General features: G+C 59.9%; 30 protein-coding genes and 1 tRNA gene. 13 read left to right on the top strand and 18 right to left on the bottom strand.

The window, feature by feature from the left end:
• The first annotated feature begins 17 nt into the window (after window positions 1-17).
• The 3 genes from phoU (at window position 18) to phoR (ending at window position 2,954) form a co-directional block, all read left to right on the top strand.
• Window positions 18-725 (top strand): phosphate signaling complex protein PhoU, encoded by a 708-nt coding sequence (gene phoU / locus CDV44_RS04035; RefSeq protein ID WP_058377915.1) that lies wholly within the window; start codon window positions 18-20, stop codon window positions 723-725.
• Between the two features lie 36 nt (window positions 726-761).
• Window positions 762-1,463 carry a phosphate regulon transcriptional regulator PhoB gene (gene phoB, locus CDV44_RS04040; RefSeq protein ID WP_058377916.1) on the top strand — a complete coding sequence of 234 codons (702 nt, stop codon included), beginning with the start codon at window positions 762-764 and terminating at the stop codon, window positions 1,461-1,463.
• Window positions 1,464-1,601: 138 nt separating this feature from the next.
• On the top strand, window positions 1,602-2,954 hold the full coding sequence (gene phoR / locus CDV44_RS04045; RefSeq protein WP_087686765.1) for a phosphate regulon sensor histidine kinase PhoR: 1,353 nt from the start codon (window positions 1,602-1,604) through the stop codon (window positions 2,952-2,954).
• A 102-nt stretch (window positions 2,955-3,056) separates the two neighbouring features.
• Here the strand turns inward: phoR and ppk1 are convergent, their stop codons facing one another.
• Window positions 3,057-5,171: a polyphosphate kinase 1 gene (ppk1, locus tag CDV44_RS04050; RefSeq protein ID WP_087686766.1), complete on the bottom strand. Its 2,115-nt coding sequence runs from the start codon at window positions 5,169-5,171 to the stop codon at window positions 3,057-3,059.
• Window positions 5,172-5,323: 152 nt separating this feature from the next.
• Between ppk1 and ppx the strand changes: the two genes are divergently transcribed.
• A complete protein-coding gene (ppx, locus tag CDV44_RS04055; protein WP_087686767.1) occupies window positions 5,324-6,844 on the top strand; it encodes an exopolyphosphatase in 1,521 nt (506 codons plus the stop codon).
• A 157-nt stretch (window positions 6,845-7,001) separates the two neighbouring features.
• Here the strand turns inward: ppx and CDV44_RS04060 are convergent, their stop codons facing one another.
• Together CDV44_RS04060 and CDV44_RS04065 are read right to left on the bottom strand one after the other, a co-directional pair.
• Complete coding sequence (locus tag CDV44_RS04060) at window positions 7,002-7,835, bottom strand: GNAT family N-acetyltransferase (RefSeq protein ID WP_058377920.1); 834 nt, start codon at window positions 7,833-7,835, stop codon at window positions 7,002-7,004.
• Between the two features lie 179 nt (window positions 7,836-8,014).
• Window positions 8,015-8,491, bottom strand: a complete 477-nt coding sequence (locus CDV44_RS04065) for a histidine phosphatase family protein (protein ID WP_058380175.1) — start codon at window positions 8,489-8,491, stop codon at window positions 8,015-8,017.
• A 209-nt stretch (window positions 8,492-8,700) separates the two neighbouring features.
• On the opposite strand from CDV44_RS04065, the gene CDV44_RS04070 reads away from it, so the two are divergent.
• Window positions 8,701-8,777 (top strand) — tRNA-Pro (locus tag CDV44_RS04070).
• A 112-nt stretch (window positions 8,778-8,889) separates the two neighbouring features.
• Here the strand turns inward: CDV44_RS04070 and CDV44_RS04075 are convergent.
• Window positions 8,890-9,954, bottom strand: a complete 1,065-nt coding sequence (locus CDV44_RS04075; protein ID WP_087686768.1) for a tyrosine-type recombinase/integrase — start codon at window positions 9,952-9,954, stop codon at window positions 8,890-8,892.
• Window positions 9,951-10,190, bottom strand: coding sequence for a DUF4224 domain-containing protein (locus CDV44_RS04080; RefSeq protein WP_087686769.1), 240 nt, complete (start codon window positions 10,188-10,190; stop codon window positions 9,951-9,953). Before CDV44_RS04080 ends, CDV44_RS04075 begins: the two co-directional genes overlap by 4 nt.
• A gap of 849 nt (window positions 10,191-11,039) precedes the next feature.
• Between CDV44_RS04080 and CDV44_RS04090 the strand changes: the two genes are divergently transcribed.
• Window positions 11,040-11,273: a hypothetical protein gene (locus CDV44_RS04090; protein WP_087686770.1), complete on the top strand. Its 234-nt coding sequence runs from the start codon at window positions 11,040-11,042 to the stop codon at window positions 11,271-11,273.
• Window positions 11,274-11,431: 158 nt separating this feature from the next.
• Here CDV44_RS04090 and CDV44_RS04095 read toward each other — a convergent pair whose 3' ends face one another.
• The gene (locus CDV44_RS04095) at window positions 11,432-11,782 is read right to left on the bottom strand and encodes a hypothetical protein (RefSeq protein WP_087686771.1); all 351 of its coding nucleotides are present in this window, start codon (window positions 11,780-11,782) and stop codon (window positions 11,432-11,434) included.
• A gap of 13 nt (window positions 11,783-11,795) precedes the next feature.
• Window positions 11,796-11,984 (bottom strand): hypothetical protein, encoded by a 189-nt coding sequence (locus CDV44_RS04100; RefSeq protein WP_087686772.1) that lies wholly within the window; start codon window positions 11,982-11,984, stop codon window positions 11,796-11,798.
• A gap of 32 nt (window positions 11,985-12,016) precedes the next feature.
• Here CDV44_RS04100 and CDV44_RS27710 point away from each other — a divergent pair, with 32 nt between their 5' ends.
• Complete coding sequence (locus CDV44_RS27710; RefSeq protein ID WP_141118665.1) at window positions 12,017-12,244, top strand: hypothetical protein; 228 nt, start codon at window positions 12,017-12,019, stop codon at window positions 12,242-12,244.
• A 2-nt stretch (window positions 12,245-12,246) separates the two neighbouring features.
• Here CDV44_RS27710 and CDV44_RS27715 read toward each other — a convergent pair whose 3' ends face one another.
• The 4 genes from CDV44_RS27715 to CDV44_RS04115 are packed head-to-tail and all read right to left on the bottom strand — an operon-like array spanning window position 12,247 to window position 14,396.
• Window positions 12,247-12,597 (bottom strand): hypothetical protein, encoded by a 351-nt coding sequence (locus CDV44_RS27715; RefSeq protein ID WP_141118666.1) that lies wholly within the window; start codon window positions 12,595-12,597, stop codon window positions 12,247-12,249.
• On the bottom strand, window positions 12,594-13,760 hold the full coding sequence (locus tag CDV44_RS04105; RefSeq protein WP_087686773.1) for a hypothetical protein: 1,167 nt from the start codon (window positions 13,758-13,760) through the stop codon (window positions 12,594-12,596). The genes CDV44_RS27715 and CDV44_RS04105 overlap by 4 nt, the downstream gene beginning before the upstream one ends.
• A complete protein-coding gene (locus CDV44_RS04110; RefSeq protein ID WP_087686774.1) occupies window positions 13,753-13,992 on the bottom strand; it encodes a hypothetical protein in 240 nt (79 codons plus the stop codon). Before CDV44_RS04110 ends, CDV44_RS04105 begins: the two co-directional genes overlap by 8 nt.
• Before the next feature lie 47 nt (window positions 13,993-14,039).
• On the bottom strand, window positions 14,040-14,396 hold the full coding sequence (locus CDV44_RS04115; RefSeq protein WP_087686775.1) for a hypothetical protein: 357 nt from the start codon (window positions 14,394-14,396) through the stop codon (window positions 14,040-14,042).
• A 34-nt stretch (window positions 14,397-14,430) separates the two neighbouring features.
• Between CDV44_RS04115 and CDV44_RS04120 the strand changes: the two genes are divergently transcribed.
• Window positions 14,431-15,084, top strand: coding sequence for a hypothetical protein (locus CDV44_RS04120; protein WP_087686776.1), 654 nt, complete (start codon window positions 14,431-14,433; stop codon window positions 15,082-15,084).
• On the opposite strand, the gene CDV44_RS04125 is transcribed toward CDV44_RS04120, so the two are convergent.
• From CDV44_RS04125 to CDV44_RS04135, 3 genes are read right to left on the bottom strand one after another with little or no spacing between them, the layout of a single operon-like run.
• Window positions 15,079-15,633 carry a hypothetical protein gene (locus CDV44_RS04125; protein WP_087686777.1) on the bottom strand — a complete coding sequence of 185 codons (555 nt, stop codon included), beginning with the start codon at window positions 15,631-15,633 and terminating at the stop codon, window positions 15,079-15,081. The two genes, CDV44_RS04120 and CDV44_RS04125, sit on opposite strands and share 6 nt — an antisense overlap.
• Window positions 15,634-15,635: 2 nt before the next feature.
• On the bottom strand, window positions 15,636-16,529 hold the full coding sequence (locus CDV44_RS04130) for a ParB/RepB/Spo0J family partition protein (RefSeq protein WP_087686778.1): 894 nt from the start codon (window positions 16,527-16,529) through the stop codon (window positions 15,636-15,638).
• Window positions 16,526-16,879 carry a hypothetical protein gene (locus tag CDV44_RS04135; RefSeq protein ID WP_087686779.1) on the bottom strand — a complete coding sequence of 118 codons (354 nt, stop codon included), beginning with the start codon at window positions 16,877-16,879 and terminating at the stop codon, window positions 16,526-16,528. Before CDV44_RS04135 ends, CDV44_RS04130 begins: the two co-directional genes overlap by 4 nt.
• A gap of 569 nt (window positions 16,880-17,448) precedes the next feature.
• Between CDV44_RS04135 and CDV44_RS04140 the strand changes: the two genes are divergently transcribed.
• Window positions 17,449-17,700, top strand: a complete 252-nt coding sequence (locus CDV44_RS04140) for a hypothetical protein (RefSeq protein WP_141118667.1) — start codon at window positions 17,449-17,451, stop codon at window positions 17,698-17,700.
• 176 nt (window positions 17,701-17,876) lie between these two features.
• Window positions 17,877-18,119, top strand: coding sequence for a hypothetical protein (locus tag CDV44_RS04145; RefSeq protein ID WP_087686781.1), 243 nt, complete (start codon window positions 17,877-17,879; stop codon window positions 18,117-18,119).
• Between the two features lie 162 nt (window positions 18,120-18,281).
• On the opposite strand, the gene CDV44_RS04150 is transcribed toward CDV44_RS04145, so the two are convergent.
• The 3 genes from CDV44_RS04150 to CDV44_RS04160 form a co-directional block, all read right to left on the bottom strand.
• A complete protein-coding gene (locus CDV44_RS04150; protein ID WP_087686782.1) occupies window positions 18,282-18,464 on the bottom strand; it encodes a hypothetical protein in 183 nt (60 codons plus the stop codon).
• Between the two features lie 283 nt (window positions 18,465-18,747).
• Window positions 18,748-18,936 carry a hypothetical protein gene (locus tag CDV44_RS04155; protein ID WP_087686783.1) on the bottom strand — a complete coding sequence of 63 codons (189 nt, stop codon included), beginning with the start codon at window positions 18,934-18,936 and terminating at the stop codon, window positions 18,748-18,750.
• Window positions 18,937-19,713: 777 nt separating this feature from the next.
• On the bottom strand, window positions 19,714-20,151 hold the full coding sequence (locus tag CDV44_RS04160) for a hypothetical protein (RefSeq protein ID WP_087686784.1): 438 nt from the start codon (window positions 20,149-20,151) through the stop codon (window positions 19,714-19,716).
• An 81-nt stretch (window positions 20,152-20,232) separates the two neighbouring features.
• On the opposite strand from CDV44_RS04160, the gene CDV44_RS04165 reads away from it, so the two are divergent.
• Genes CDV44_RS04165 through CDV44_RS04170 form a run of 3 tightly spaced genes read left to right on the top strand, consistent with a single transcriptional unit; the run spans window position 20,233 to window position 21,061 of the window.
• The gene (locus CDV44_RS04165; protein ID WP_087686785.1) at window positions 20,233-20,487 is read left to right on the top strand and encodes a YdaS family helix-turn-helix protein; all 255 of its coding nucleotides are present in this window, start codon (window positions 20,233-20,235) and stop codon (window positions 20,485-20,487) included.
• Window positions 20,484-20,816 (top strand): hypothetical protein, encoded by a 333-nt coding sequence (locus tag CDV44_RS27720; protein WP_141118668.1) that lies wholly within the window; start codon window positions 20,484-20,486, stop codon window positions 20,814-20,816. The genes CDV44_RS04165 and CDV44_RS27720 overlap by 4 nt, the downstream gene beginning before the upstream one ends.
• Window positions 20,813-21,061: a hypothetical protein gene (locus CDV44_RS04170; protein ID WP_087686786.1), complete on the top strand. Its 249-nt coding sequence runs from the start codon at window positions 20,813-20,815 to the stop codon at window positions 21,059-21,061. Before CDV44_RS27720 ends, CDV44_RS04170 begins: the two co-directional genes overlap by 4 nt.
• A gap of 132 nt (window positions 21,062-21,193) precedes the next feature.
• On the opposite strand, the gene CDV44_RS04175 is transcribed toward CDV44_RS04170, so the two are convergent.
• Window positions 21,194-21,457, bottom strand: coding sequence for a hypothetical protein (locus tag CDV44_RS04175; protein ID WP_141118669.1), 264 nt, complete (start codon window positions 21,455-21,457; stop codon window positions 21,194-21,196).
• Window positions 21,458-21,558 lie beyond the last annotated feature (101 nt).

The raw sequence follows: 21,558 nt of genomic DNA on the forward strand, positions 1-21,558 counted from the left end.
ACGAGGAAACCTGCGACATGAACGATAAACACCTTTCCAGCCAGTTCGATTCCGACCTGAATCAGGTTTGCTCGCGCGTCCTCGAGATGGGCGGCCTGGTCGAATCGCAGATCGTCACCGCCATGCAGGGCCTCATCGGGTTCGACCGTGCATTGGTCGACGAAGTGATCGCCAACGAGCACCGTCTCAACACGCTGGAAGTCGAGATCGACGAAGAGTGCAGCAAGATCATTGCGCGTCGCCAGCCGACCGCGCGCGATCTGCGGCTGCTGCTCTCGATTTCGAAGACGATCACCAACCTCGAGCGCGCAGGCGACGAGGCCGAGAAGATCGCCAAGCGCACGCGTCACCTGCTTGAAGACGGTGCGGCACAGAGCGTGAATTTCGCCGAGATCAAGCTCTCGGGCGAAATGGCAGCGCAGTTGCTGCGTCGCACGCTGGACGCGTTTGCGCGTCTGGACATCGTGGCGGCGGCCGAAATCGTGCGCGACGACAAGGCCATCGACAATGAATTCCGTGGCTTCGTGCGAAAATTGGTCACGTACATGATGGAAGACCCGCGCACCATCTCGGCCGGCCTGGATTTCCTGTTCATCGCCAAGGCCATCGAGCGTATCGGCGACCACGCGAAGAACATCGCCGAATTCATCATTTACATCGTCAAGGGCACCGACGTCCGGCACATTTCGCGCGAAGATTTGCAGCGCAAAGTGCAAGGCGAATAACAAGCTCGACATTACTGAAGGTTTGAGAGGCAACCGATGCCCAGCAGCATTCTGATCGTAGAAGACGAGCCGGCGATTTCCGAGCTGATCTCCGTTAATCTGCAACATGCGGGTCACTATCCGATCCGGGCGTACAACGCCGAGCAGGCGCTCACGCTGATTAGCGACGTCCTGCCGGATCTCGTTCTGCTCGACTGGATGCTGCCCGGCAAGTCGGGCGTGACCTTCGCGCGCGAACTGCGGGCGAACGAGCGCACCAAGCACGTGCCCATCATCATGCTCACCGCGCGCAGCGAAGAGCAGGACAAGGTGATGGGTCTGGAGATCGGCGCGGACGACTATGTCACCAAGCCGTTTTCGCCCAAGGAATTGATGGCACGTATCAAGGCGGTGTTGCGCCGCCGTGCGCCGCAGTTGACCGAAGATGTGGTCAGCGTGAACGGCCTGAAGCTCGACCCGGCCACGCACCGTGTGACGAGCCATCAGACGAGCGGCGACATCAAGCTCGATCTGGGCCCGACGGAGTTCCGTCTGCTGCACTTCTTCATGACGCATCCGGAGCGCGTGCACAGCCGCTCGCAGTTGCTCGATCAGGTGTGGGGCGATCACGTGTTCGTGGAAGAGCGCACCGTGGACGTGCACATCAAGCGTCTTCGGGCTGCGCTCAAGCCTGCCGGGCACGATGCTATGATCGAGACCGTACGCGGCAGCGGCTACCGCCTGACGAAGTCGGTCTAAGGCGCTCTGGGCGCTCCGAGGCTGAACCCTGACGTGCGCCGTCGGCGCCGTCAGCCGTCGTTCTCCCCTGCGACTGACGATGGCGTGTGATCGTCTCGTCAGCACCGGGCAGCGGCGGCAAACCCCTGTGCATCGTCTATGAATATCATTTGGGCCCGTGCGCTGGCGTTCCTGATCCTGCAAGCGGCCATTTCCGTGGCCGTGGGCTGGCTGCTCGGCGCGCGCGCAGGCTACGTCACCGCAATTTTCCTGCTGGTGGTGCAGCTTTTCTTCAACGTCTACCACGCGCAACGCCTCTGGCGTCTGCTCGATGCCCCGGTCTACGGGGAAGTGCCGAGCGCGCTCGGCCTGTGGGGCGAAATCTACTACCGGCTGCACAAGCTCGCGAAGCGCTGGCACAACCAGGTCAAGCAGGTCGAGCAGCAGCACGCACGCTTCATTCAGGCCATTCAGGCCTCGCCCAACGGCGTGATCATGCTCGACGAGCATAACCAGATCGAGTGGTGCAACGCGATTGCCGAGACGCACTTCGGCATCGACGCCAAGCGCGATCTGCGCCAACAGATCACCCATTTGCTGCGCACCCCCGCCTTCGTGCATTACCTCTCGTCCGAGCGGTATGACGAGGCGCTGATCATGCAGCACATGGGCGTGAAGCGGAACAACGTGCTCTCGATGCAGGTGTTTCCGTATGGCGACAACCGCAAGCTGATCATCTCGCTCGATGTGACCGATCTGGAACGCACGGACGCCATGCGCCGCGACTTCGTGGCTAACGTCTCGCACGAGTTGAAGACGCCGCTGACGGTGCTCTCCGGCTTTCTGGAGACAGTGGGTGAGCTGCCCCTCTCCGCAGACGAAATTCAGCGTTATGTCGAGATCATGCGTCAGCAGGCATCGCGCATGCAGAGCATCGTGAACGACCTGCTCACGCTGGCCAAGCTCGAAGGCAGTGGCAAGCCGCCTTCGGATGAGCGGATCGACATGGGCGTGCAGATGCGCACCCTGCGCAGCGATGCGGAAGGGCTCTCGCAAGGCCAGCATGCGATCGAGGTCACCGGCGTCGACGGGCTGGACGTGCGCGGCGCAGAAGGCGAATTGCACAGTGCGTTCAGTAATCTGGTCAGCAATGCGGTGCGCTATACGCCGCAGGGCGGCAAGATTTGCATCGACTGGAGTGCGACCGACGATGGTGGCGCGCGCTTTACCGTCATCGACTCGGGGCTGGGGATTCCGGCGGAACATATCCCGCGTCTGACCGAGCGGTTCTATCGCATCGATCGCAGCCGTTCGCGCGATACGGGCGGGACCGGGCTGGGGCTGGCCATCGTCAAGCACGTGCTCACGCGCCATCAGGCGGACTTGCGGGTGACGAGCGAGGAAGGGCGCGGCAGCACGTTCAGCATCCATTTCCCGCCGTCACGGGTGGTTCACCGTGCACCGGCCGATCTGCCGGCCGCTGCGCCGTCGAACGTGGCCGCTAACGGTTGATCGGTTCGCCGCACGGGGCTGGCACGATCCCAACGTAAAAAAAGGCGTCTGACTTAACTGTCAGACGCCTTTTTTGTGCCCGCGTGTTTGTCGTTCGCGCGGTTAGTTACCCGTCTGCACGTACTGGGTCAGCTCCTGCATGAGCGCCAGTTGGCTGTTGAACGGCTTCTTGCCCGCGCGACGGCGCAGGTAGCTGCCATCCGGGCGCATCAGCCATGCGGACGTGTTGTCGCGCAGATGCACCATCAATCCTTCGCGAATCACGCGGGCCTTCAGGCGTTTGTCATGCACGGGGAAGGCCACTTCCACGCGGCGGAAGAAGTTGCGCTCCATCCAGTCGGCGCTGGAGAGCATGACCTTCTCGTCGCCATGCGCATAGAAGTAGTAAATGCGGTGGTGTTCGAGAAAACGTCCCACGATCGAGCGCACGGTGATGTTCTCCGAGAGCCCCGGCACGCCTGCGCGCAGCGAGCAGACGCCACGCACGATGAGGTCGATCTTCACGCCGGCGCGCGATGCCTTGTAAAGCTCGGCAATGATCGTCGGATCGAGCAACGCGTTCATCTTCGCGATGATGCGGGCCTTCTTGCCCGCCACTGCCGCTTCCGTTTCGCGCCGGATCGCTTCGAGCAGATGCGTGTGCATGGTGAACGGCGACTGCCAGAGGCCGTGCAACTGCGTCTGCCGGCCGATACCGGTGAGCTGCTGGAAGACGACATGCACATCGGCGCAGAGCTTTTCGTCGGCCGTCATCAGGCCGAAGTCGGTGTACAGGCGTGCCGTGCGCGGGTGGTAATTGCCTGTGCCAAGGTGCACGTAGCGCTTGAGGTATGTCTTCTTGCCCTCGTGCGTGCGGCGCACGACCAACAGCATCTTCGCGTGGCACTTGTGGCCGACCACGCCATACACGACGTGTGCGCCGACCGCTTCGAGCCGCGCCGCCCAGTTGATGTTCGTTTCCTCGTCGAAGCGCGCGAGCAACTCGACGACCACAGTCACTTCCTTGCCGTTGCGCGCGGCTTCCATGAGCGCATCCATCAGCGAGGACTCGTTACCGGTGCGGTAGATGGTCTGCTTGATGGCGACGACGTCAGGGTCACGGGCGGCCTGCAACAGCAGCTCCAGCACCGGCTGGAAGCTGTCGTAGGGGTGGTGCAGCAGCACATCGCCCTGATCGATGAGATCGAACATGGCCGGCGAGGCGATCATGCGCTTGGGCAACGCCGGCACGAACGGTGCAAATTTCAGATCGGGGCGGTCGACCATCTCGGGCAGCGGCATCAGGCGCACGAGGTTGACGGGGCCTTTCACGCGGTAGCAATCGGAGTCGGTCAGGCCGCATTCCGTTTGCAGGCGGCGCACGAGCCGCGCGGGCGCACCGGAATCGACTTCCAGCCGGACGGCGTCGCCGAGGTGGCGGGCGGGCAGCTCGCCTTGCAGGGCGGTGCGCAGGTTCGTGATTTCGTCTTCGTCTACGAACAGGTCGCTGTTACGGGTGACGCGGAACTGGTGGCAGCCCTTGGCCGTGAGTCCCGGGAACAGTTCGCTCGAAAATCGAAGCATGAGCGAGCTGAGCAGCACGAAGCTGTTGGGCAGCGGGGCAAGGGATGCGGGCATCGGCACCAGACGGGGCAGGGCGCGCGGGGCTTGCACGATCGCGAGTTCCGCGTCGCGTCCGAATGCATCCTTACCTTCGAGTTCGACGGCGAAGTTCAGGCTTTTGTTGAGAACGCGCGGGAACGGGTGAGCCGGGTCGAGCCCGATGGGCGTGAGTACCGGCACCAGTTCGCGCATGAAGTAGTCGCGCGCCCATTCGACTTGGGCGTCGTTCCACTGGCCGGAGGGGTGAAACGCGATGCCTTCGGCCTCGAGTGCGGGCATCAGGCTGCCGAACATGGCGTATTGCTTTTCCACGAGCGCCTGTGCCCGGGAACACACTTGCGTGTAAACTTGCTGAAAAGTCATGCCGTCGGGCGTGAGCATGCCCGGATTTTCGCGCATCTGCTCCTTGAGTCCGGCGACGCGGATTTCGAAGAATTCATCCAGATTGCTACTGACGATACAGACAAAACGCAGGCGTTCGAGCAGTGGCGTGGCCGGGTCGGCTGCCTGGGCGAGCACGCGTTCATTGAACGCAAGGATGCCAAGCTCGCGATTGAGCAGCGGATAATTCATATTGAACGTGCGAAAGACATGGGATTGGCGTGAATTCTTCATCCGTATTGTTACAGTTATATGACATTCACATTTGTCAACGACGTGTCATATTCACTTTGTAACGTATTCGTCATTTATCTGTCGAGTGCGCGTCACGCTTTTCGTGTGCAACAAAGCGTATTTCGACACTCATCGCCCAGGCGCACCCCCACATGAGTACCCCTTCGCCTTTATTAGCGGCCGTCGATCTCGGCTCGAACAGTTTTCGCCTGATCATCGGCCGGGTGGAGGAAACCTCCGCAGGCACGCAGATCTACCAGGTGGATGCGCTGCGCGAACCGGTGAGGCTTGCCGCTGGCCTGAACGCGGAAAAGTATCTCGATCACCCGTCGCAGCAACGCGGCTGGGACGTGCTCAAGCGCTTTGGCGAGCGGCTGCGGGGTTTTCATCCCGATCAGGTGCGCGCGGTCGCGACCAACACGTTGCGCGTTGCGAAGAACGCGCAGGATTTCCTCGGTGAAGCGCAGCGCGCGCTCGGGTTTCCCATCGAAGTGATTGCCGGACGCGAAGAAGCGCGGCTGATTTATGCCGGCGCAGCGCATTCGGTGCCGACTTGTCCGGGGAATCGGCTCGTCGTGGATATCGGTGGCGGTTCGACGGAATTCATTATCGGTCAGGATTACGAACCGTTGATCATGGAGAGTCTGTACATCGGCTGTGTGAGTCATAGCCGTTTGTTCTTTCCCAGCGGCAACGTCGACGACTATGCGATGAAGCAGGCCGAGCTGGCGGCGCGTCGTGAAATCCAGATCATTTCGTCGGCGTTTCGCGAGGCCGGGTGGTCGCAGGCGATCGGTTCATCGGGCACGGCCCGTGCGCTGGCCGAATTGCTGGAGGCCAACGGCTTCAACGACGGCGGGGTGCATGGCCTCACGCGCGGTGGTCTGGAGCGGCTCAAACGGGCGCTCATCAAGGCTGAGAACGCTAATCGTCTGAAGCTGGCCGGCTTGAAGCAGGATCGCATTCCGGTGTTGCCGGGCGGCCTGTCGATCATGCTGTCGGTGTTCAACGAACTTGAAGTCGATCATATGGAGACGACTGACGCTGCGCTGCGTCTGGGCGTGATGTACGACTTGCTGGGCCGTACGCAGCATCAGGACATGCGTGCGGTGACGGTCGAGCAGTTCGTGCGCCGCTATGGCGTGGATCGTGCGCAGACCGAGCGCGTCGGGCGTCTGGCAATCGCGTTGTATCGGCAATTGCCGGTGGCTGGCGACGAAACGGATGCCGACGACGGTCGCGAAGAGGATGAAGCGCTGCTCGGCTGGGCATCGTCGCTGCACGAAATGGGGCTGTCGATCTCGCACAGCGCTTATCACAAGCATTCGGCCTACATCGGCAGCAATGCGGACATGCCCGGCTTCTCGCGTCCCGATCAGGCGCGTCTGGCGGAGTTGCTGCTGGGGCACGTCGGCAAGCTGGGCAAGCTGGCGTCGCAGGCGCAGCAGGTCGACTGGCAATTGCTGTTCTGCCTGCGATTGGCCGTTTTGTTTTGTCGCCGCCGCATCGACGCGCTGCCCGAGAGCATCGAGGTGAATCGTCTTGACGACGGCTTTGAGGTGACCGTGCCGCGCACGTGGATCGACGCGAACCCGCTGACCGATTACAGCTTGCAGCGTGAGGCGCAGGAGTGGGAAAAGATTGGTCAGCGCTACAAGGTGGTTTACGCCTGAACGCTGCATTTTCGTGCGCTTGCCGGTTTCCTCACGGCGCCGCTGATCCGACAAATCGACTTGGTGTTGCAGACATGAAAAAGCCCGGCAATTTGCCGGGCTTTTTTTGTCCTTTTGACGCGGACTGAATCGGTTGGGGGGGAGGACGTGGCCTGTATCAGGCGTTTTGGAGTTTGCTGAGCAGTTCCGGTCCGAGGAAGTGTCGCGCGTAGCGCGGGTTCATGTCGGACAGGCGGAACATCGTCAGGAAGTCGGCGGTATTGAAATCGGGGTCCCAGGCCGGGGCACCGCAGATGCGGGCGCCGAGGCGCAGGTAGCCCTTGACGAGTGCGGGCGGTTCGACGTCGAGGCCCGATTGGAGTTCGTTGATCGGCAGGGCGATACGCGGCACGGCGTGGTACTCGGCGGGCGCCATGGCGCTTTCGCTGTCTTGCAACTTGCGATAGAGGCTGGCGGCGTAGTGACCACCGTCAGCCATGGGCACGCTGGCGCAGCCGAGCATGGTTTCCAGGCCATTACGCACCATGTACTCCGCCAGGCCGCTCCAGAGGGCCATGATGACGGCGCCGTTGCGGTAGTCGGGGTGCACGCACGAGCGGCCGGTCTCGAGCATCTTGGGGCGCAGATGGTCGAGGCGAGAGAGGTCGAATTCGCTCTCGGAGTACAGACGGCCGAGGCGCTTGGCCTGGTCGGGGGGCAATACGCGGTAGGTGCCGACAACCTTGAGCGAATCCTGATCGCGAACGAGCAGGTGATCGCAGTATTGGTCGTATTCGTCGACGTCCAGGCCTGCCGGGCCTTTGACCGATGCGCCCATTTCTTCGGCGAAGACCTGATATCTCAGGCGTTGGGCTTCACGAAGCTCGCTTTCGTCGCGTGCCCACGCCACAGCCAGATTCGGTTTGACAGGCGTTTCAGGACGAGGAAGACGCCTCCGCGACGTGGGGGTCAGCGAAGAGAGCGGCATGGTGGGGTTCGGCAGGTCGCGCATAAAGGCCCTTTTTGTGACGGTCGCGTTGCGACGTACTTTAAAAAGCATCAATGTCGATTCCGTGAACGGGAGGCGACAATTCTATGACAAAACTCGGAAATTCACGCGGCAGGCCCTAAGGAAAATGCCCGAAAAGCGCCATTTCATTGGCTTTCCGGGGCTTTCGCGTGAATTGGAAATCAAAGTAAATCGGGATTGATGACAGCGCGCACGACGACCTGACTTTCGTCTTCGCGGCGACGCGAGGCGAGCCACCAGATGCCGGCTTTCTTGATGGTCCAGTAGGCTTCCTGACCGCTGATGAGCAGGCTGGCGAGTTGGCCGAGGGCGGGTTGGTGGCCGACGATGACGACGTTCTGGGCAGTGCCGGGCCAGTCGATGGCGCCGAGCAGGGTCATGGCGTTTGCACCGGGGGCGAGATCACGCACGATGCGGGGGCTGGGGGTGAGGGCGTGCGCGGTCTGAACGGCGCGTACGGCGGGGCTGGACAGGATGATGGTGTCTTCGGGGAGGCGGGCGCGCAGCCACAGGGCGGCTTTTTCGGCTTGTTTGCGGCCGCGGTCGGTGAGTTCGCGGGCCAGATCGGCTTGCGCGCTGAGGGCGAGGGTGGCGGGCAGGTTTTCGGCGTCGGCGTGACGCCAGAGAATCAGGTTCATCGACACGGGTTCGAGCATGTTGAACCTCCCACTATGATGGGCTTTCGTGGCGGCGGCGTGACCGTCGGCGAGACTTTTGCGGGGTGCGGCAACTGCGTAATCGCAAGCGAGTGCATGGCCATTGTGCCAGCCATCGGCAAGAATTCTTGCAGAATTGGCGCGTCTATTTGACGCAGCGCCGAGAACCCTCTACAATTCGCCCTCTTCGTCGGAGCGTAGCGCAGCCTGGTAGCGCATCTGATTTGGGATCAGAGGGTCGTAGGTTCGAATCCTATCGCTCCGACCAAGAAACCCTGTAGTATCAAGCAGTTGCGGAGCGCCCCATCGGGGCGTTTTTCGTTTGTCTAATATCCCGTCTAACTGCGTCTAATATCCAGTGCTTATACAGTGCTGGCATTTCATACAGCTTTCGGCATGTTCATCCGCACTACGCTCGTCGGTGTCATCCGGGATTTCAAATAAATCTCGGTCGTCTTGACGTCAGAGTGTGCGGCGGCAACCCGAAGCTGCTCCATCGTGTACCCAGCCCGCTCAGCGTCCGTCAGTGCCTTCGCCCGGATGTCCTTGACCGTGTAGACGACCTCGTCAAGTCCCGCCCTTTTGCATGCCCTATCCCATGCACTCCGGACCGCTGTGGCGCCGTATGGCTTTCCGGCGAGCGAGTGAATGACGTGCTTCCCCTTCACCTTCCCGAACGTGCGGGCGCGCTCCAGCACTGCATCAATCTCCGGCGTGATCGGCCAGTCGACGGCTTCGCCGGTTGAGTCTGCCGTTTTCGACGGTTGGAAGTGGATGATCTTTGCTTCGCGGTCGACGTCAGCCCACTGGAGATTTCGCACGTCAGTTGAGCGCTGCATCGTCAGGTAGCAGAGATCAACGAAGCACTGCATCATCTCACCGCTGCGCACATCGCGGCCTCCCTTCTCCTTGGCAAGCGCTTCTCGGATGGCGATGAAATGACCGTCAGAGATATAGACGTCGCGAGCCTTGGGCTTCTTGAGCTTCACTTCGCGGCAGGGGTTGATCGACATGTGGCGCTTGAGGATGCACCAAGCGAAAAAGCCCGAAAGGAAAGCCCGCATCACGCGTTGCATGTGCAGCTTGCCATCCCAGTTGTCGGTTAAAAACTCGACGACGTAGGCTGGATCGACCTGATCGACGTCGACGTCGCGGAACGACGATTTCACGTATTCCGCGTAGTGCGGCCAAGCCTTCTCCTTGTGCTTGTGCCGATGGAGGTCGACATAGTCATCCACGAGACCAGGAATGTTGCCGGAGCCGGTTGCCGACTCTGCCTTCCGCTTTTCGCTGCTGAGACGCTCCAGCATTGTTGTCTCGCCGTCGGTGACTCTGCAAAGCTTCACCCAGCGGTTCGTGCCAGGCTTGAACCAGTAGAAGCTGCCGTGCTTCACGTAGACGCGGCTCGGCAGGCCGTCGGGGCGCTGTCTGCGTCTCGCATTCATGCTGCCCGCCTCACAGAATGGAGCGCCGGACGAGCCGGCGGCGCTGATGACGCAAGAACACCGGCCTTCTTGGCACTCAGTGCCTCGAACGTTGCCCACGTCATGATGATGTGGCCGTTGGCGCGCGTCACAACGTCAATGCCAAATTGCTGTTTGAACCATGCTACCTGTGTCGAGCAGCGCTTCTTACCCGTGATCTCGACCAGATCCGCGTCACTGATCAATCGGCTATTCATCTTCTACTCCCGAATCAGTCGCGGTTACCCGCGCTTCAAATGCAAACGGGGACGCGCTAACAAGGGCGTCCCCGCTGTCCTGACGTGCGCTGGCGGCGCTTACGTCACAATTCCCCAATCTCTCGCGGTGACCCGCGGAATCTGTTCGTGCTTCGTTAGTGTCGATAATCGGTACACGGGCGCTCGGCGTCGCGGGTATTCCTTAGCGGGCGCGCGTAAGAAGTCAACTACGGTTAAATGACCGTGGGTGCGATATGCCCCCGCTCCTCGGTTTTTCGGCCCGCGTCGGACCCCCGGTTGTGGGTCTTTTTTTGCCACGACCCGATGCTATGTCCGTAGATCTCGTGTTGCGGCGCGCGGGATCCACGCGTGTGGTGGTGCTTGGCGAGTAAGCTGAACACAGCGTTGCCGCTCCTATACGACTGCGCGAATCCAATCGCACGTGGTGTCATCGCGTATTCGGAGGGGATGATGGAAAGAACGATTGCGTATCGTGGCTTCGAAATAAGCATCAAGTTGGAGCCGAGTGCAGAGGACATGTTCGAAGCGTGGCTTTGCGTCGAAGGTCCGATAATGCCCGAGGGTGTCGCAGCCCTTGGCACACCCATAAAGGTTCACAATGGACCGTTTTCGCGTCGATGGGCCTATCTGGTAGCTGAGATTGCCGGTCAGGCAGCAATCGACGTGATACTTGGCGTTAGCGAGTAGGCGGCTTGTTACGCGTTGGATAGCGATTGTGTTTGGTGAGCTGTTGACATTCGTGCCCGAGCCCCGTGCTTTCGCGGTGACACGCAGAATTTCGTTCGTACTATCGTGACTTCTCGGCCACTTCCGGAAGCCGCTCAAATCATGCCGTCCATCAACTTCGTGTATCGCGGATGTGCCGTCGACATCGAAATCGGTGAGCGCGCATCGCTGTGGGATATCACCATCGAAGTCACGCCGTTTGATGGCGTGGAACTCATCGAGCCATTCGGCCCGAGAAAACTCAAACTGCCGAAGGCCGATGAGCTAGATGTGATTCAAGCGGCGTTGATCGATGAGATTCAGTTCGCGATCGATCAGCGAATGGTCGGTTGCTGAGCCAGCCGCTTGAAGTCGAGGTGCGCGGGATTTCCTTAGATATGGGCATCCGAATGTCGCGTAGCCTGACTTGACCGCTAGCCTTCTTTGCCCCCGGCGATACGGATTCAAGCCCCCACGTACTGGCGGGCTTCTTTTTGTCGACGCCGGCTTGGTGGTCATGCTGAATAGGGCACCCATCCGGTCCTCGGTTGCCCGGCCTTGTTGAGCATCGGGCTCCCGTCTGCCTTCGTCTTCGCACCCTGGCACATGATCCTCAGACCAGCCAGATCGGGCGTATTGCAGCGCTCAACCAGCGCAATGAATTCTTCCGCAAACTGAGGCGCGTCGAATTCCTGCGTCACTTTCACGGGCTTCATCGACAGATACTTCTCGTCGGCAATCGCCCGAGCCTTTTCCATCCACTCGACCTCCGAGAGCAGGCGTCGTCCTTCATGCGTTGGCACTTTGTTCTTTGCGCGCTCGATCGCCACTTGGCGCGAGCGGCCATACACACAGAATCCACTCATGATCGTTCGTCCTTCAGTAGTGATCGCCGGATAGCGTTACAACGGGGCCTGCCTGGCAGTAGCCGCTTTCTGAGCCAACTTCGGCCACAGGGGTGAGAGAGAAAAACGGGTTGCCCTCGTAGTCTTCGCCGTCTGTCTGGATTACGACGATGTGATGCCGAGGGTGCTTGCTGAGCTCTTCGATAAGGTCGGCGACGGTCATGCTAGGATTCCTCGAAACAAGAGGAGGCCGCCATGTCCTTGCACGATGCTGTTCCCGCAGGCCGTTACTTTATTCACCCGCTTCCAGAGCAGAGAGTCGATGATGGGTGGTACGGCAACAAGTTTGGAATCGGCAAGGGTTCTGGCGGATCGGTGGTTGTGGCGAAGTGGTATCCCGCCGATATGTACTATCCTTCCGAGGGGCTTGCAGTCGAAAGCGCATTGCGGCGAGGAAAGCATTGGGTTGACCGGCATAGCTGACATCACGATTTCCGCTCATCCGCTGCCTGAGAGGCGGCCGCACGCACGATTGCACGACGGACGGCTACAAGTCTTCCCCCGGAGGGAATGGGCTCTGAAAAGCACTTGCCGTTGACGATCGCAGTGACATGCTCATATGAGGATCCAACTTTGTCGCGTAGGTCGTATTGCGTGCCTGCGGAATCAATGAGAATCCCAATAGCGATGGCCAGACGAAGTGCGTCACCATCATCATCCAGTGGGCGCCAGTTAACCGGTACGCCGCGGAGCATTACGACGCCGTCGTCGGTCACTCTAGCTGGGAAGTAGCCGGCCGCTACGCCAGCTTGTTCAACCAATTCACGATCAGTCACGCATCCCCCTTCGCCTGATTGGCGGCAATGGCGGCAACACGCTCGTCCTCGGTCGGCAGGTGCTGGAAATCGATGGTCGGACGGCGCAGCGGGTCGATCATGTGGCACGGCCACATCTTGTCGGTCTCACGCTTACAGATGCGTTCGGCTTCCTCGCGCGTGTATTTGCCAGCTTCATCCATCCGCGTAACGTAGCCACGGAAGTCTTCCCCCCACCACATCGGGCAGTTGCCAATGAACGAGCGCGTGTCCTGCACGTAGTAGAGGTCGCGCTCTTCCTCCCCGCCATCCGCCGACAGCGCGGCGCGGGCAAGTAGCTCGACAAGCTCATAACCCGGAGCGCCCTTGAACGTCGCCCATTCATCACCGTCCGGCGCCTGAACCAAAAACACATCATCGGGCCGAGGGATAAATTTCCAGCCGATCAATGCATCAGGCATACGCGACCGCGCAGCACTGGCTTTGCGCCACAGTTTCCAACAGCCGTCAACGTTGGGATGCTGGTAGTCGTCGCCATCGCGAGATAGCACGCTAGGAATCAAGAGGGGACGGGCCGGGAACACAGCGTGATACGCCGTCTCAAATGCCTCCCGCTCATCCCCGGCCACCTGCTGCGCATCTGCGCGTGCCATCACGAGCGGATCGCCCATGCCTGCTGCGTAGGAATCGCGGGCAATCTGCTTGATGCCGATTTGAGTGGCGAACGGTTGGGCTTGAAACCAGCTTTCGAACGCCGAATTGCCGACATGTAGGTGCGGCGTGCTGTCGACGTACTCGCGCTCGCCGCCATTCACGGGCGCGGCATCACCGACGGCGCCGTGGTCAGCAAGTTCGATCGTGCGTGCGTCTTCGATGGCATCGCGTCGGCTGAACGTGTTTTTGAGCGCATCCTGCAAGTGGTGCCGTGCTGCCCATGCGTCCGCCATTTCTGCCGTTACCTTGAACGCCACCGGCTCTTGCCCTGCGCTATTTGCGGCTACCTTTTCGGTGGCTTCACCGGAATGGTCTGCGCTCTGTGCGGCTGGCGTGGGGGCGGCGGCGAGCATTGCATCGTGGTAGGCGATTTGCCAAGTGAACCAATCCACGTTGAGAGCTTTGGCGCGAGCTTCGTCGAAACCCTTGCGCATCTCCGCATCAAACGTCACGGTCTTGTTGTCAGGCATTCTGGTTCTCCTGTTTGGCGTCGTCGTCCAGCAGTTCAGCGCCACGAAATGCTTCCGCGACTGCTTCGTCGACGGTTCTGTGTCCGCTATCGGTCCACCAGCCGTCGTAGAGATACCCACCGTCGGGATGCCTGACGGTGATGTACCAGTCGTTGGTGTAATCAGCGTCTTGGGCGGCGTGAATCCAGTAGCCGTCTTGCCACCAGCCGGCGAACTCGGATGGCGTGTTCACCTCCACTTGTCCGGAAGCGATAACGCGTTGAATTGGTGTACGGGCGGTCATTCGTCGTCACCGTCGGAAGTGCCTTCGACGTCGTCGATTTCGGCATCCATGCAGTTAAGGCAACACCGATAGCTGCCCCAGTAATCGCCATCGACCAGCGCCTTCTCATATCGATGCAATTCGCCGGCAGCGATTTCGTGTGGCTTCGCGCCGCGGGCCTGCCCAAGCCAGCACGCGTGAGGCTTGCGAGCAGTGACCAGCTTTACGGTGCGGCACTTGATGTCGGCGTCCTCACCCATGAATAGGTCGTGCGTGAGGTATTCCGCCTCGGTGTGACGCCCGAGCGTCTCCACCACAGACGGCGGCGCTGGCTGGGTATTCAGCCCTTCGGGGCGGGGTTCGTAGGGGCTCATGCTAGGATTCCTGAAAAGCAAATTCGGGGATTAAATGGACGCGTTTAAGGATCTGGCGAAGGCGTTGGGTGTTGTCTTGATAGTTGCAGCGACTCTCATACTCGCCGTCTACCTCGGCATGAAGGTGGAGGCCGAAATGGGGGACGCGGGTAAGTCCCTTTCCAGTTGGGTTCAGGCTGTCGGGTCGATTGCCGCGATCTTGGGGGCGTGGTTTGCAATGCGGTACCAACTGGAACAATCCGCCAAACATCGAAGGAGATCGATCGTCGCAATCGCGGGCGCGGCCAAAGCTCGCGCTGACGAGATCAGCGGCTATCTAAACGGAAAGGACCCTCGAATGGATTTGCTGACAAAATTTCATCAGTCGATCATCGATGGCCTAGTGAATGCGCTCAATGGAGCGCCTGTTGACGAGATTGGGTCCCCAGAGGCAGTGGCAGCATTTCTAGAGATGCAATATCAGGTGGTTCTGCTCGGAGTGGCGGTCGAACAGTACGTTAAGGGGCCTTGGGGTGATCCCGAGTTCCAGGCGTCAATGGACAAAATGAAAGAGCAAGGCTACGACGGTGATGAAATGATGAAAGTCAAAGCCGCCCGATGGCGAGTGCTGACGGACAACCTTCAGAATCGGGTGAAATGGATCGATGAGAGGTACGCCGCACTTACTCAAGCTGTTGCCAAACTATAGATTTCCGCTGTGGGGACGCTGCTCGTCGCTTTGCGGCAGCGCGTTATAGGCGCGCCATGAAACCCACCGCGCAGACGTATGAAAGCCCCAGTGACGTTCCCACGGTCCCATGATGAACAAGGACCAAGAATCCTTACCCTCCGGGATTTCGAGCCGGTGACGGTCGGTGGCTTTGCGGAAGACGATCGAGCCGGGGCCGCGCCAAACGCGGCGATAGCCGCGCAGCAACGACGTTTCCGGGTGGCAATCTAGGCGCGCCGGTTGGCTCTGCTCAGTCGGCATGATTTCCCAGTAGCCACCGCGCAGGACAATCGAGACGTTCCACCACGGGTGATCGTGAAGATCGCGGCCCGAATCGCTTCGAATGGTCCGGTGGACGCGGGCGCCCCAACTGGTGTCGCGGCGCCCATCTTCGGCGGCGCTGGCGTCGTGGCCGCGCGGCTTCTTGACCCACCAGCGCTGCATGTAGCCTTTCAGGTCAAAGTAGGGCGTTCGCTGAGCGCGGGCGATGATCGCGCTCGCGACTAGCTTGGGTATCCAGATACGCATGATCAGGCTCCCGGGGCGGCGCTGATGTCCGAGTGCGCGGTGAGCAGCTCGCGCAACGCCTTCGCACTCACGGAAACCTGAAAGTCAGTTTCGCTCTTCGTGATCGCGACGCGTTGAGCCTCGGGCAGCGTCGAGACGAAGGAGCCAACGCGCTCGACGTATGTGTTGACGACCTTGCGCGGGTAAGACTTCCCTTTGATCGACCCGGCCGTGACCTTCTTCTTGCCGCCTGCCGAAGCCTTCTCCAATTCACCGGACAGGAATGCGCCGGCCGCCTCGCCGTGTTGTCGTACGGCGTCGGCCGCGACCGATGCCGAAGTCTTGCCGGCGAACACAAGGCGGTGAACATCCGAGTTTGCGCTGGCGAGCACGAGCATCTTGCCGACCCATTGAGGCGATACCCGGTCGCTCTCGGCGATTCTGGTGTTGTCCCAGCCGAACCGACTCAGGCGCTGATAACCGAATGCCTTTTCGAGAGGGTGAAGGGGGCGGTTCTTGTTGCTCGACAGAATTCGAAGGGTTCGGTCGGCGTCATTGCCGTCGAACGCGTCGATCCGCACCATCAACTCTCCGACCTTGTCTCGAAGCGGTGCGCCCGCAGCGTCTGCACGCCCGATCGCGGCATGGCGCCGGTGCCCGTCAACGAGCCACACGCCACCCTCGGCGCGCGGCCGAACCTCCAGCGCCGGATACTGGCCACCGGCAATGATGTGGCGGAAGAGGCTTTCGTCATCCTCTTTTGCTGCTTCGAGCGCGTCGCCTTCCAGAAGATCGAGCGAGGCGCGCAGGTTGAAGCCGGGTTCAACGTGGATATCCTCGTAGCGGATCTTCATTGCGTCCGCGCGGCGAATTTCCTTGTCGTTGATCTTCTGTTTGAAGGACGGTACGACGGTCATTTCATTCCTCGTTCGCGGTCGACGGCGGTACGGATGTGTTCTCGGAATCCCTTCGAAGGGTGCCCGCCGTATGGGTAGTGAGATTCGACGTGGCGCCAGCGCGCGGCGTCCTCTTCGACGTCGTCGCGGCGCTGTGCATCGGTCTTGATGTAGAAGGCGAGGGCGGCCAGTAGGACGGGCGAGTGAGCGTCGAGCGCCTCGGCCAGTGCTTGGCGCGCCTCAATCTCTTCGTGATATCTGGCTGAACCGACGAGTGCGGGTTTCGCTGTTCGGCCTCGACGCTTGTTCACAAGCGGCCGGAGTGCTTCCCAAGCCCGCAAGGCTGCCACCCTGTTCGGGGCATTGCTCATACGCCGTGCTTCCACCTCACATAGAGGCAGGAGACGAGGAGAACGCCCCAGATGGTCCATGCGGTCGGCTGGTGAGCGCGAATCCACTTGTCGGCGCCGTTGACAGTCCAGATGAGGATGCGATCAAACATGGCGTCCCTCAGTGGGAGGCGTCGCCATACCCCATTCGGTACGCGAGCTCAGTGGAGAGGCAGGGGCGGCCACACTTGGCGTCGTTCCAGCCGACCTGATATTGGCGAATTTCTGCTGCAAACATGGGAATCCTCCAGAGAGGTTGGAAGGCCCCGGCAGAACACCGGGGCCTGCGGCTTTGACCATGTCCGCCATGGGCCTGTGAGCGGTCAGGCTCGCTCTATTGCTTCGAATGAAATGAGCGCAGTGCGTACGGGAGGGCACCTAGCCGTATTCGATTGGCACAGCCGGGTTACGCGTTTGTCGAATGCGCCGCCGCATCGAGCGGGAAGGGCGCGGGTACGCCGCCGCTCGCGCCCAGAGGAGCGGCAGCAGAATCAGAATGATTGGCATGGAGTATTCTGGTGGGGACATCTATCGCGACTTGCGGGGTACTCATGGACATGCCTGACCTGCCACAAGCGGACGACGCAGATATGTCGGCGGTGTTTTCCGCCGCGTTGGCCGTGCTGTTTTCTACGCACCCTGACCCGGTTGCGCTACTGGAGAAATGGGAAAGCGTTGCGAGTCAGTTTCCGTTGATGCTGATGAAGAACGGTGCGTCGGACGTCAAACACAACGCCAACGTGGTTCTCGCTCAGGGGCTTCTTGATATTGCGAGGAGTCGCGCAGCAGGTGGATCCAGATGAAGCTCACCCTCAAGAGAGCAGACCCGAGATCCTGAGCAGATCGGGGAAGTGGGATACGGGCTATTTAACGTCGCCGCGCCGACGCGGGTCTGCTCACTTGAAGGTGCCGATTAGATTTCAACCGGCTGTTTGAAAGTCTTTGTCAGCGAATTTCCCCCGCTCGCAATACTGGCTGGATGGAGAATCAACTCCATTGCAGCACCCGGGGGCTGATCATGATTGTGACGATTCGAACGATCATCGGGACTTTGGTCCCAATAAGCGTTGCAGTCGGGGCGACCGGCTACTTCATGGGGCCGAGGGGCGGCAACACGTCGACTGATCGCGATGACTTCGAACTGCGGAGCACGGTGATCGCCGGTGCTGCGTGTATTGGTACGATTGCGGCTCTCATCGTGCTGGGCGGTTACGTCCGCTAAAGGCACTTGACTCTGGCGAACATCACGCCGATTTAATCACCCTCAAGAGAGCGGCCCGACGGCGCGATCCATCGCGGTTTAGGGGATACAGGATATTTAACGTCGCCGAGCCGACGGTCGAGCTGCTCGCTTGAAGGTGCCCGCCGTAGCGGGCGGCGCCGCTTACCGCTTCGACAGATCTTCAGCCCCGAACCAGTCGCGCACCTGACGCCCGTCGGCCGCGACGTAGCGCACGTAGAATTGATCAGCGGCGGCTTCATACTCGGCACGACCGATCACGACGCCTGCTTCCTTGCTCATAGTCAGGGCAACAGCGTCGCCCAGCTTGAAAGCCAAACCGTTCATTGAAATCTCCTGAGTTGGTGGGTGCCGCACTCTGGCGGCCGTCACGCCAGGTGACCGCGGCGTTCCGGTTCAACGCCGTCCCGTGCTAACTTCGTGGTTCCTCAACCACACGGGACGGATATTCAAATGGCATTGAACGAAATACAGATCCGAGAACATGCGATCGCTACGCTTCACAAATTGATCGAATCTCAATCGATCCATTTGTCTGGCTCCGGCGTTGGCATGGGCCAGACACATGAAGGCCGAGCCAAGAACGATCTGGCGTATCTTGATACGCTATTCACTGGTCTTGTGGAGCTTTACCGGAAATCTCCCTGATGTAGTCGCGGTACGCGCGGTCTGTGTCGACCACCGACTTGACCGCGCTTTTCACCGTTGCCTCAATGTCGAGGCCGACCGATCCCGCCTTCGCCGCCAAAGCAGCTTTGATCGTTTCCACCAACAGGTGGCTGTTCTCAATCGGGTACATCGATTTCTCCTCGTGTATATGGCGCGGCTCTCGGAAGAAAACCGCCTCAGATACATCGCACGCAGTGCCCCGGCTACACCGATGTTTTGCTCCGGGGTCTCCTGCGTTTTTTGTCGATTACCTCGCCATCGACACGATGAGTGGGCGCCGCGATTTATTGCGGAAGCCAGCCAAACCAGTTGGCCAACCATTTCCGCGTTTCCAACCTACTCATCCACGCGTGTGGGAGATGTGTGCGCATGGCGGCGCTATGGCCGCGTGACACCTTTTATCCGTCGAATTTTTAGAGAGCACCCGAGAGGTCGGGCGGGCAGCGATGTGTGCTGCGTTGAATTAATAATAGCGACGCTAGTTAAATGATGCAATAGCGGAGCTATTTTATTTTTCGGAAATTTGTAACAGAGCCGGTTTGGACGCCGCGTTCCAAGCAGGTTGATATGTTGGGATGCTTGAGGATAAACTACTGTTCAAATATACAGTAGTCTTAACGAAAACTCGAAGAGGGCCTAGCTGTGACGAATAGTGGTGCGTCCCAACTCCGCTGCAAGCCAGGGGATTTAGCGCGGATAAAGAAGGCGTGGAACGAGCTACTCGAAGGTCGGCTGGTGTTCATCCGTCGCGCATACTCGTCGACGGAATGGCTCGTGTATTTGCTCGACGGCCCGGCATTCGGGGTGAGCGAGGATCGGTGCCACTTGGTTGTGGCGCGCGCCATGATCGCTGACGACTGGGCTTTGGAACCGATCGAAGGTGTGCAAGAGGACGAGCGCGAGGATGTTACGGGTTCAGTCGTGCGACAGGTTCGCCTTCCTCTGGGAGCATCCGAAGAATCATTTTGAACGTCGATGCGGGCTCGCCGGCGTGATCTGCTTTTCGAATCGCGTCGATGACCTTCACTGCCTCCTGACTGAGGCCGTGATCCGTACCACCGCGAACCTTCGCATAGGCCCGCTCGATCTCTGCCGCAAGTCGGGGACTGAATGCGGGAATCGTCACATCTAGGCCGGTTGCGAATGCGGTCGCCGCACTGATGTTCAGTGGTCGGTGACCGTTTAGGTATTGCCAGACCATCCCCTGAGACCCGATCTCATAGCGCGCGCCGAACTCTGCCTGAGAAAGCTCACTTTTCTCGGCAAACAGTTTTGACAATGCGGCCGCCTCCTCTCCAAGCCAGGAGGGGACTTCCTTCTCTTTCGGTTTGCGTGATTCAGCCATTTTGGAAGTGTAGCAACGCTATTAGATGGTTCAACTAGCCATGCTATTGACTTGTTGTAATAGCGTAGCTAGTATTTGCTTATGGATCTCTCAAACTATCTCGCGTCGAAAAAGATCACTCAGGCTTCGTTCGCCGTTCGGTTAGGCGTGAGCCAGGGGTTGATCTACCAATGGCTTACGGGCCGTCGCCCCATCGCAATCGACAAGTGCGTAGCGATCGAGCGTGTCACCGACGGCGAAGTGGGGCGCAGAGATTTGCGGCCCGCCGACTGGCACCTAATCTGGCCTGAACTTTCCGGCGGCGCTTCTGAAATTCGCTCAAGAGGTGGCCAATGAAAGAGCCGATCAACATGAGCGGCACACTTCGTGACGCTTGGTCGAGCGTATCTCGCGAGTTCGACCGCATTTGGGCGGCGCTTGGCGTACATACGCCCGCTGCGACTCCACCGGTAGGTATGAGGCTTACGCGGATCGACGGAATTTCGACGATTCGCGCTTCGATGCTGGCAAAGGCGCTGGCGATCACGTTCAGCGAAACGATGTTCGAAGACAGCAAGGAATGGTCGTTGATCGACGAACTGGAGCAGTCCAAGGACGAGTTCTGGCGCATGGTCGGAACTGCTCTCAAAGATGAATTCCATCGAAGTCTGGTGAAGACCCAATGACTGATCTCAACGAGTTGTGGGAACAGAAGAAGCGCGAGGTCGAGATGCAACTGCCGCGTGACGTACGTGAGGCGAAGCGAAAGAGTCGGTTTGAGCGCACCAACGGCCAATTGCGACTCAAGACCGCAAACCCAAGGCGCTGGATCAAGAGGCGGCTCATCGAGCAGGCTTCGCTGGAGCATCTCAAAGATTCCATCAGCGTGAACATGCGCCTCTTCCTCAAAGATCGAATGGAGCAGAAATGAAGCGACTGTACGCACGGCTTGTGCTGTGGTTGATCCGGCCGGCGCTTGACGAGGCGGGCATGTCCGACGGCCTTTCGACGCCGAGGTACGTGGCTGATCGGGCGCCGAACCGTCGCGCCCGAGTCGAGTTCTTCAGCCGCGGGCTTGAATCTGTTGGAGGTTGGACGCCATGTTCGTCGCGTGCAGATCGAAGGAAGAGACCACTGATTCTCCGACGCGAGCGTGGTTGATCAGCGTGACTCGAGCAATCTCCGATGCCTGCTCGAATTCCGAAGCTATAAGCGAAATCGCTTCTGGCGGGAACACGCGAAGCATTGCATCCAGAAGCGCCTGAACAGCAAAGAGTTCTCCTTTGAGTTCGCAGATCTTCTCGGTTGCTTCCTGTAGGTCTTTCATGAGTACCCCGATGGATGTTGAGTTGTACGAAGTGAAGAGCGAACAGCTTAGCACCGTCGGGGGACTCGCCAGATTTGAGTAGTGAATGCATGCGTTGAACT

Source organism: Pandoraea sp. PE-S2R-1, assembly GCF_002179865.1.
Lineage (GTDB): Bacteria > Pseudomonadota > Gammaproteobacteria > Burkholderiales > Burkholderiaceae > Pandoraea.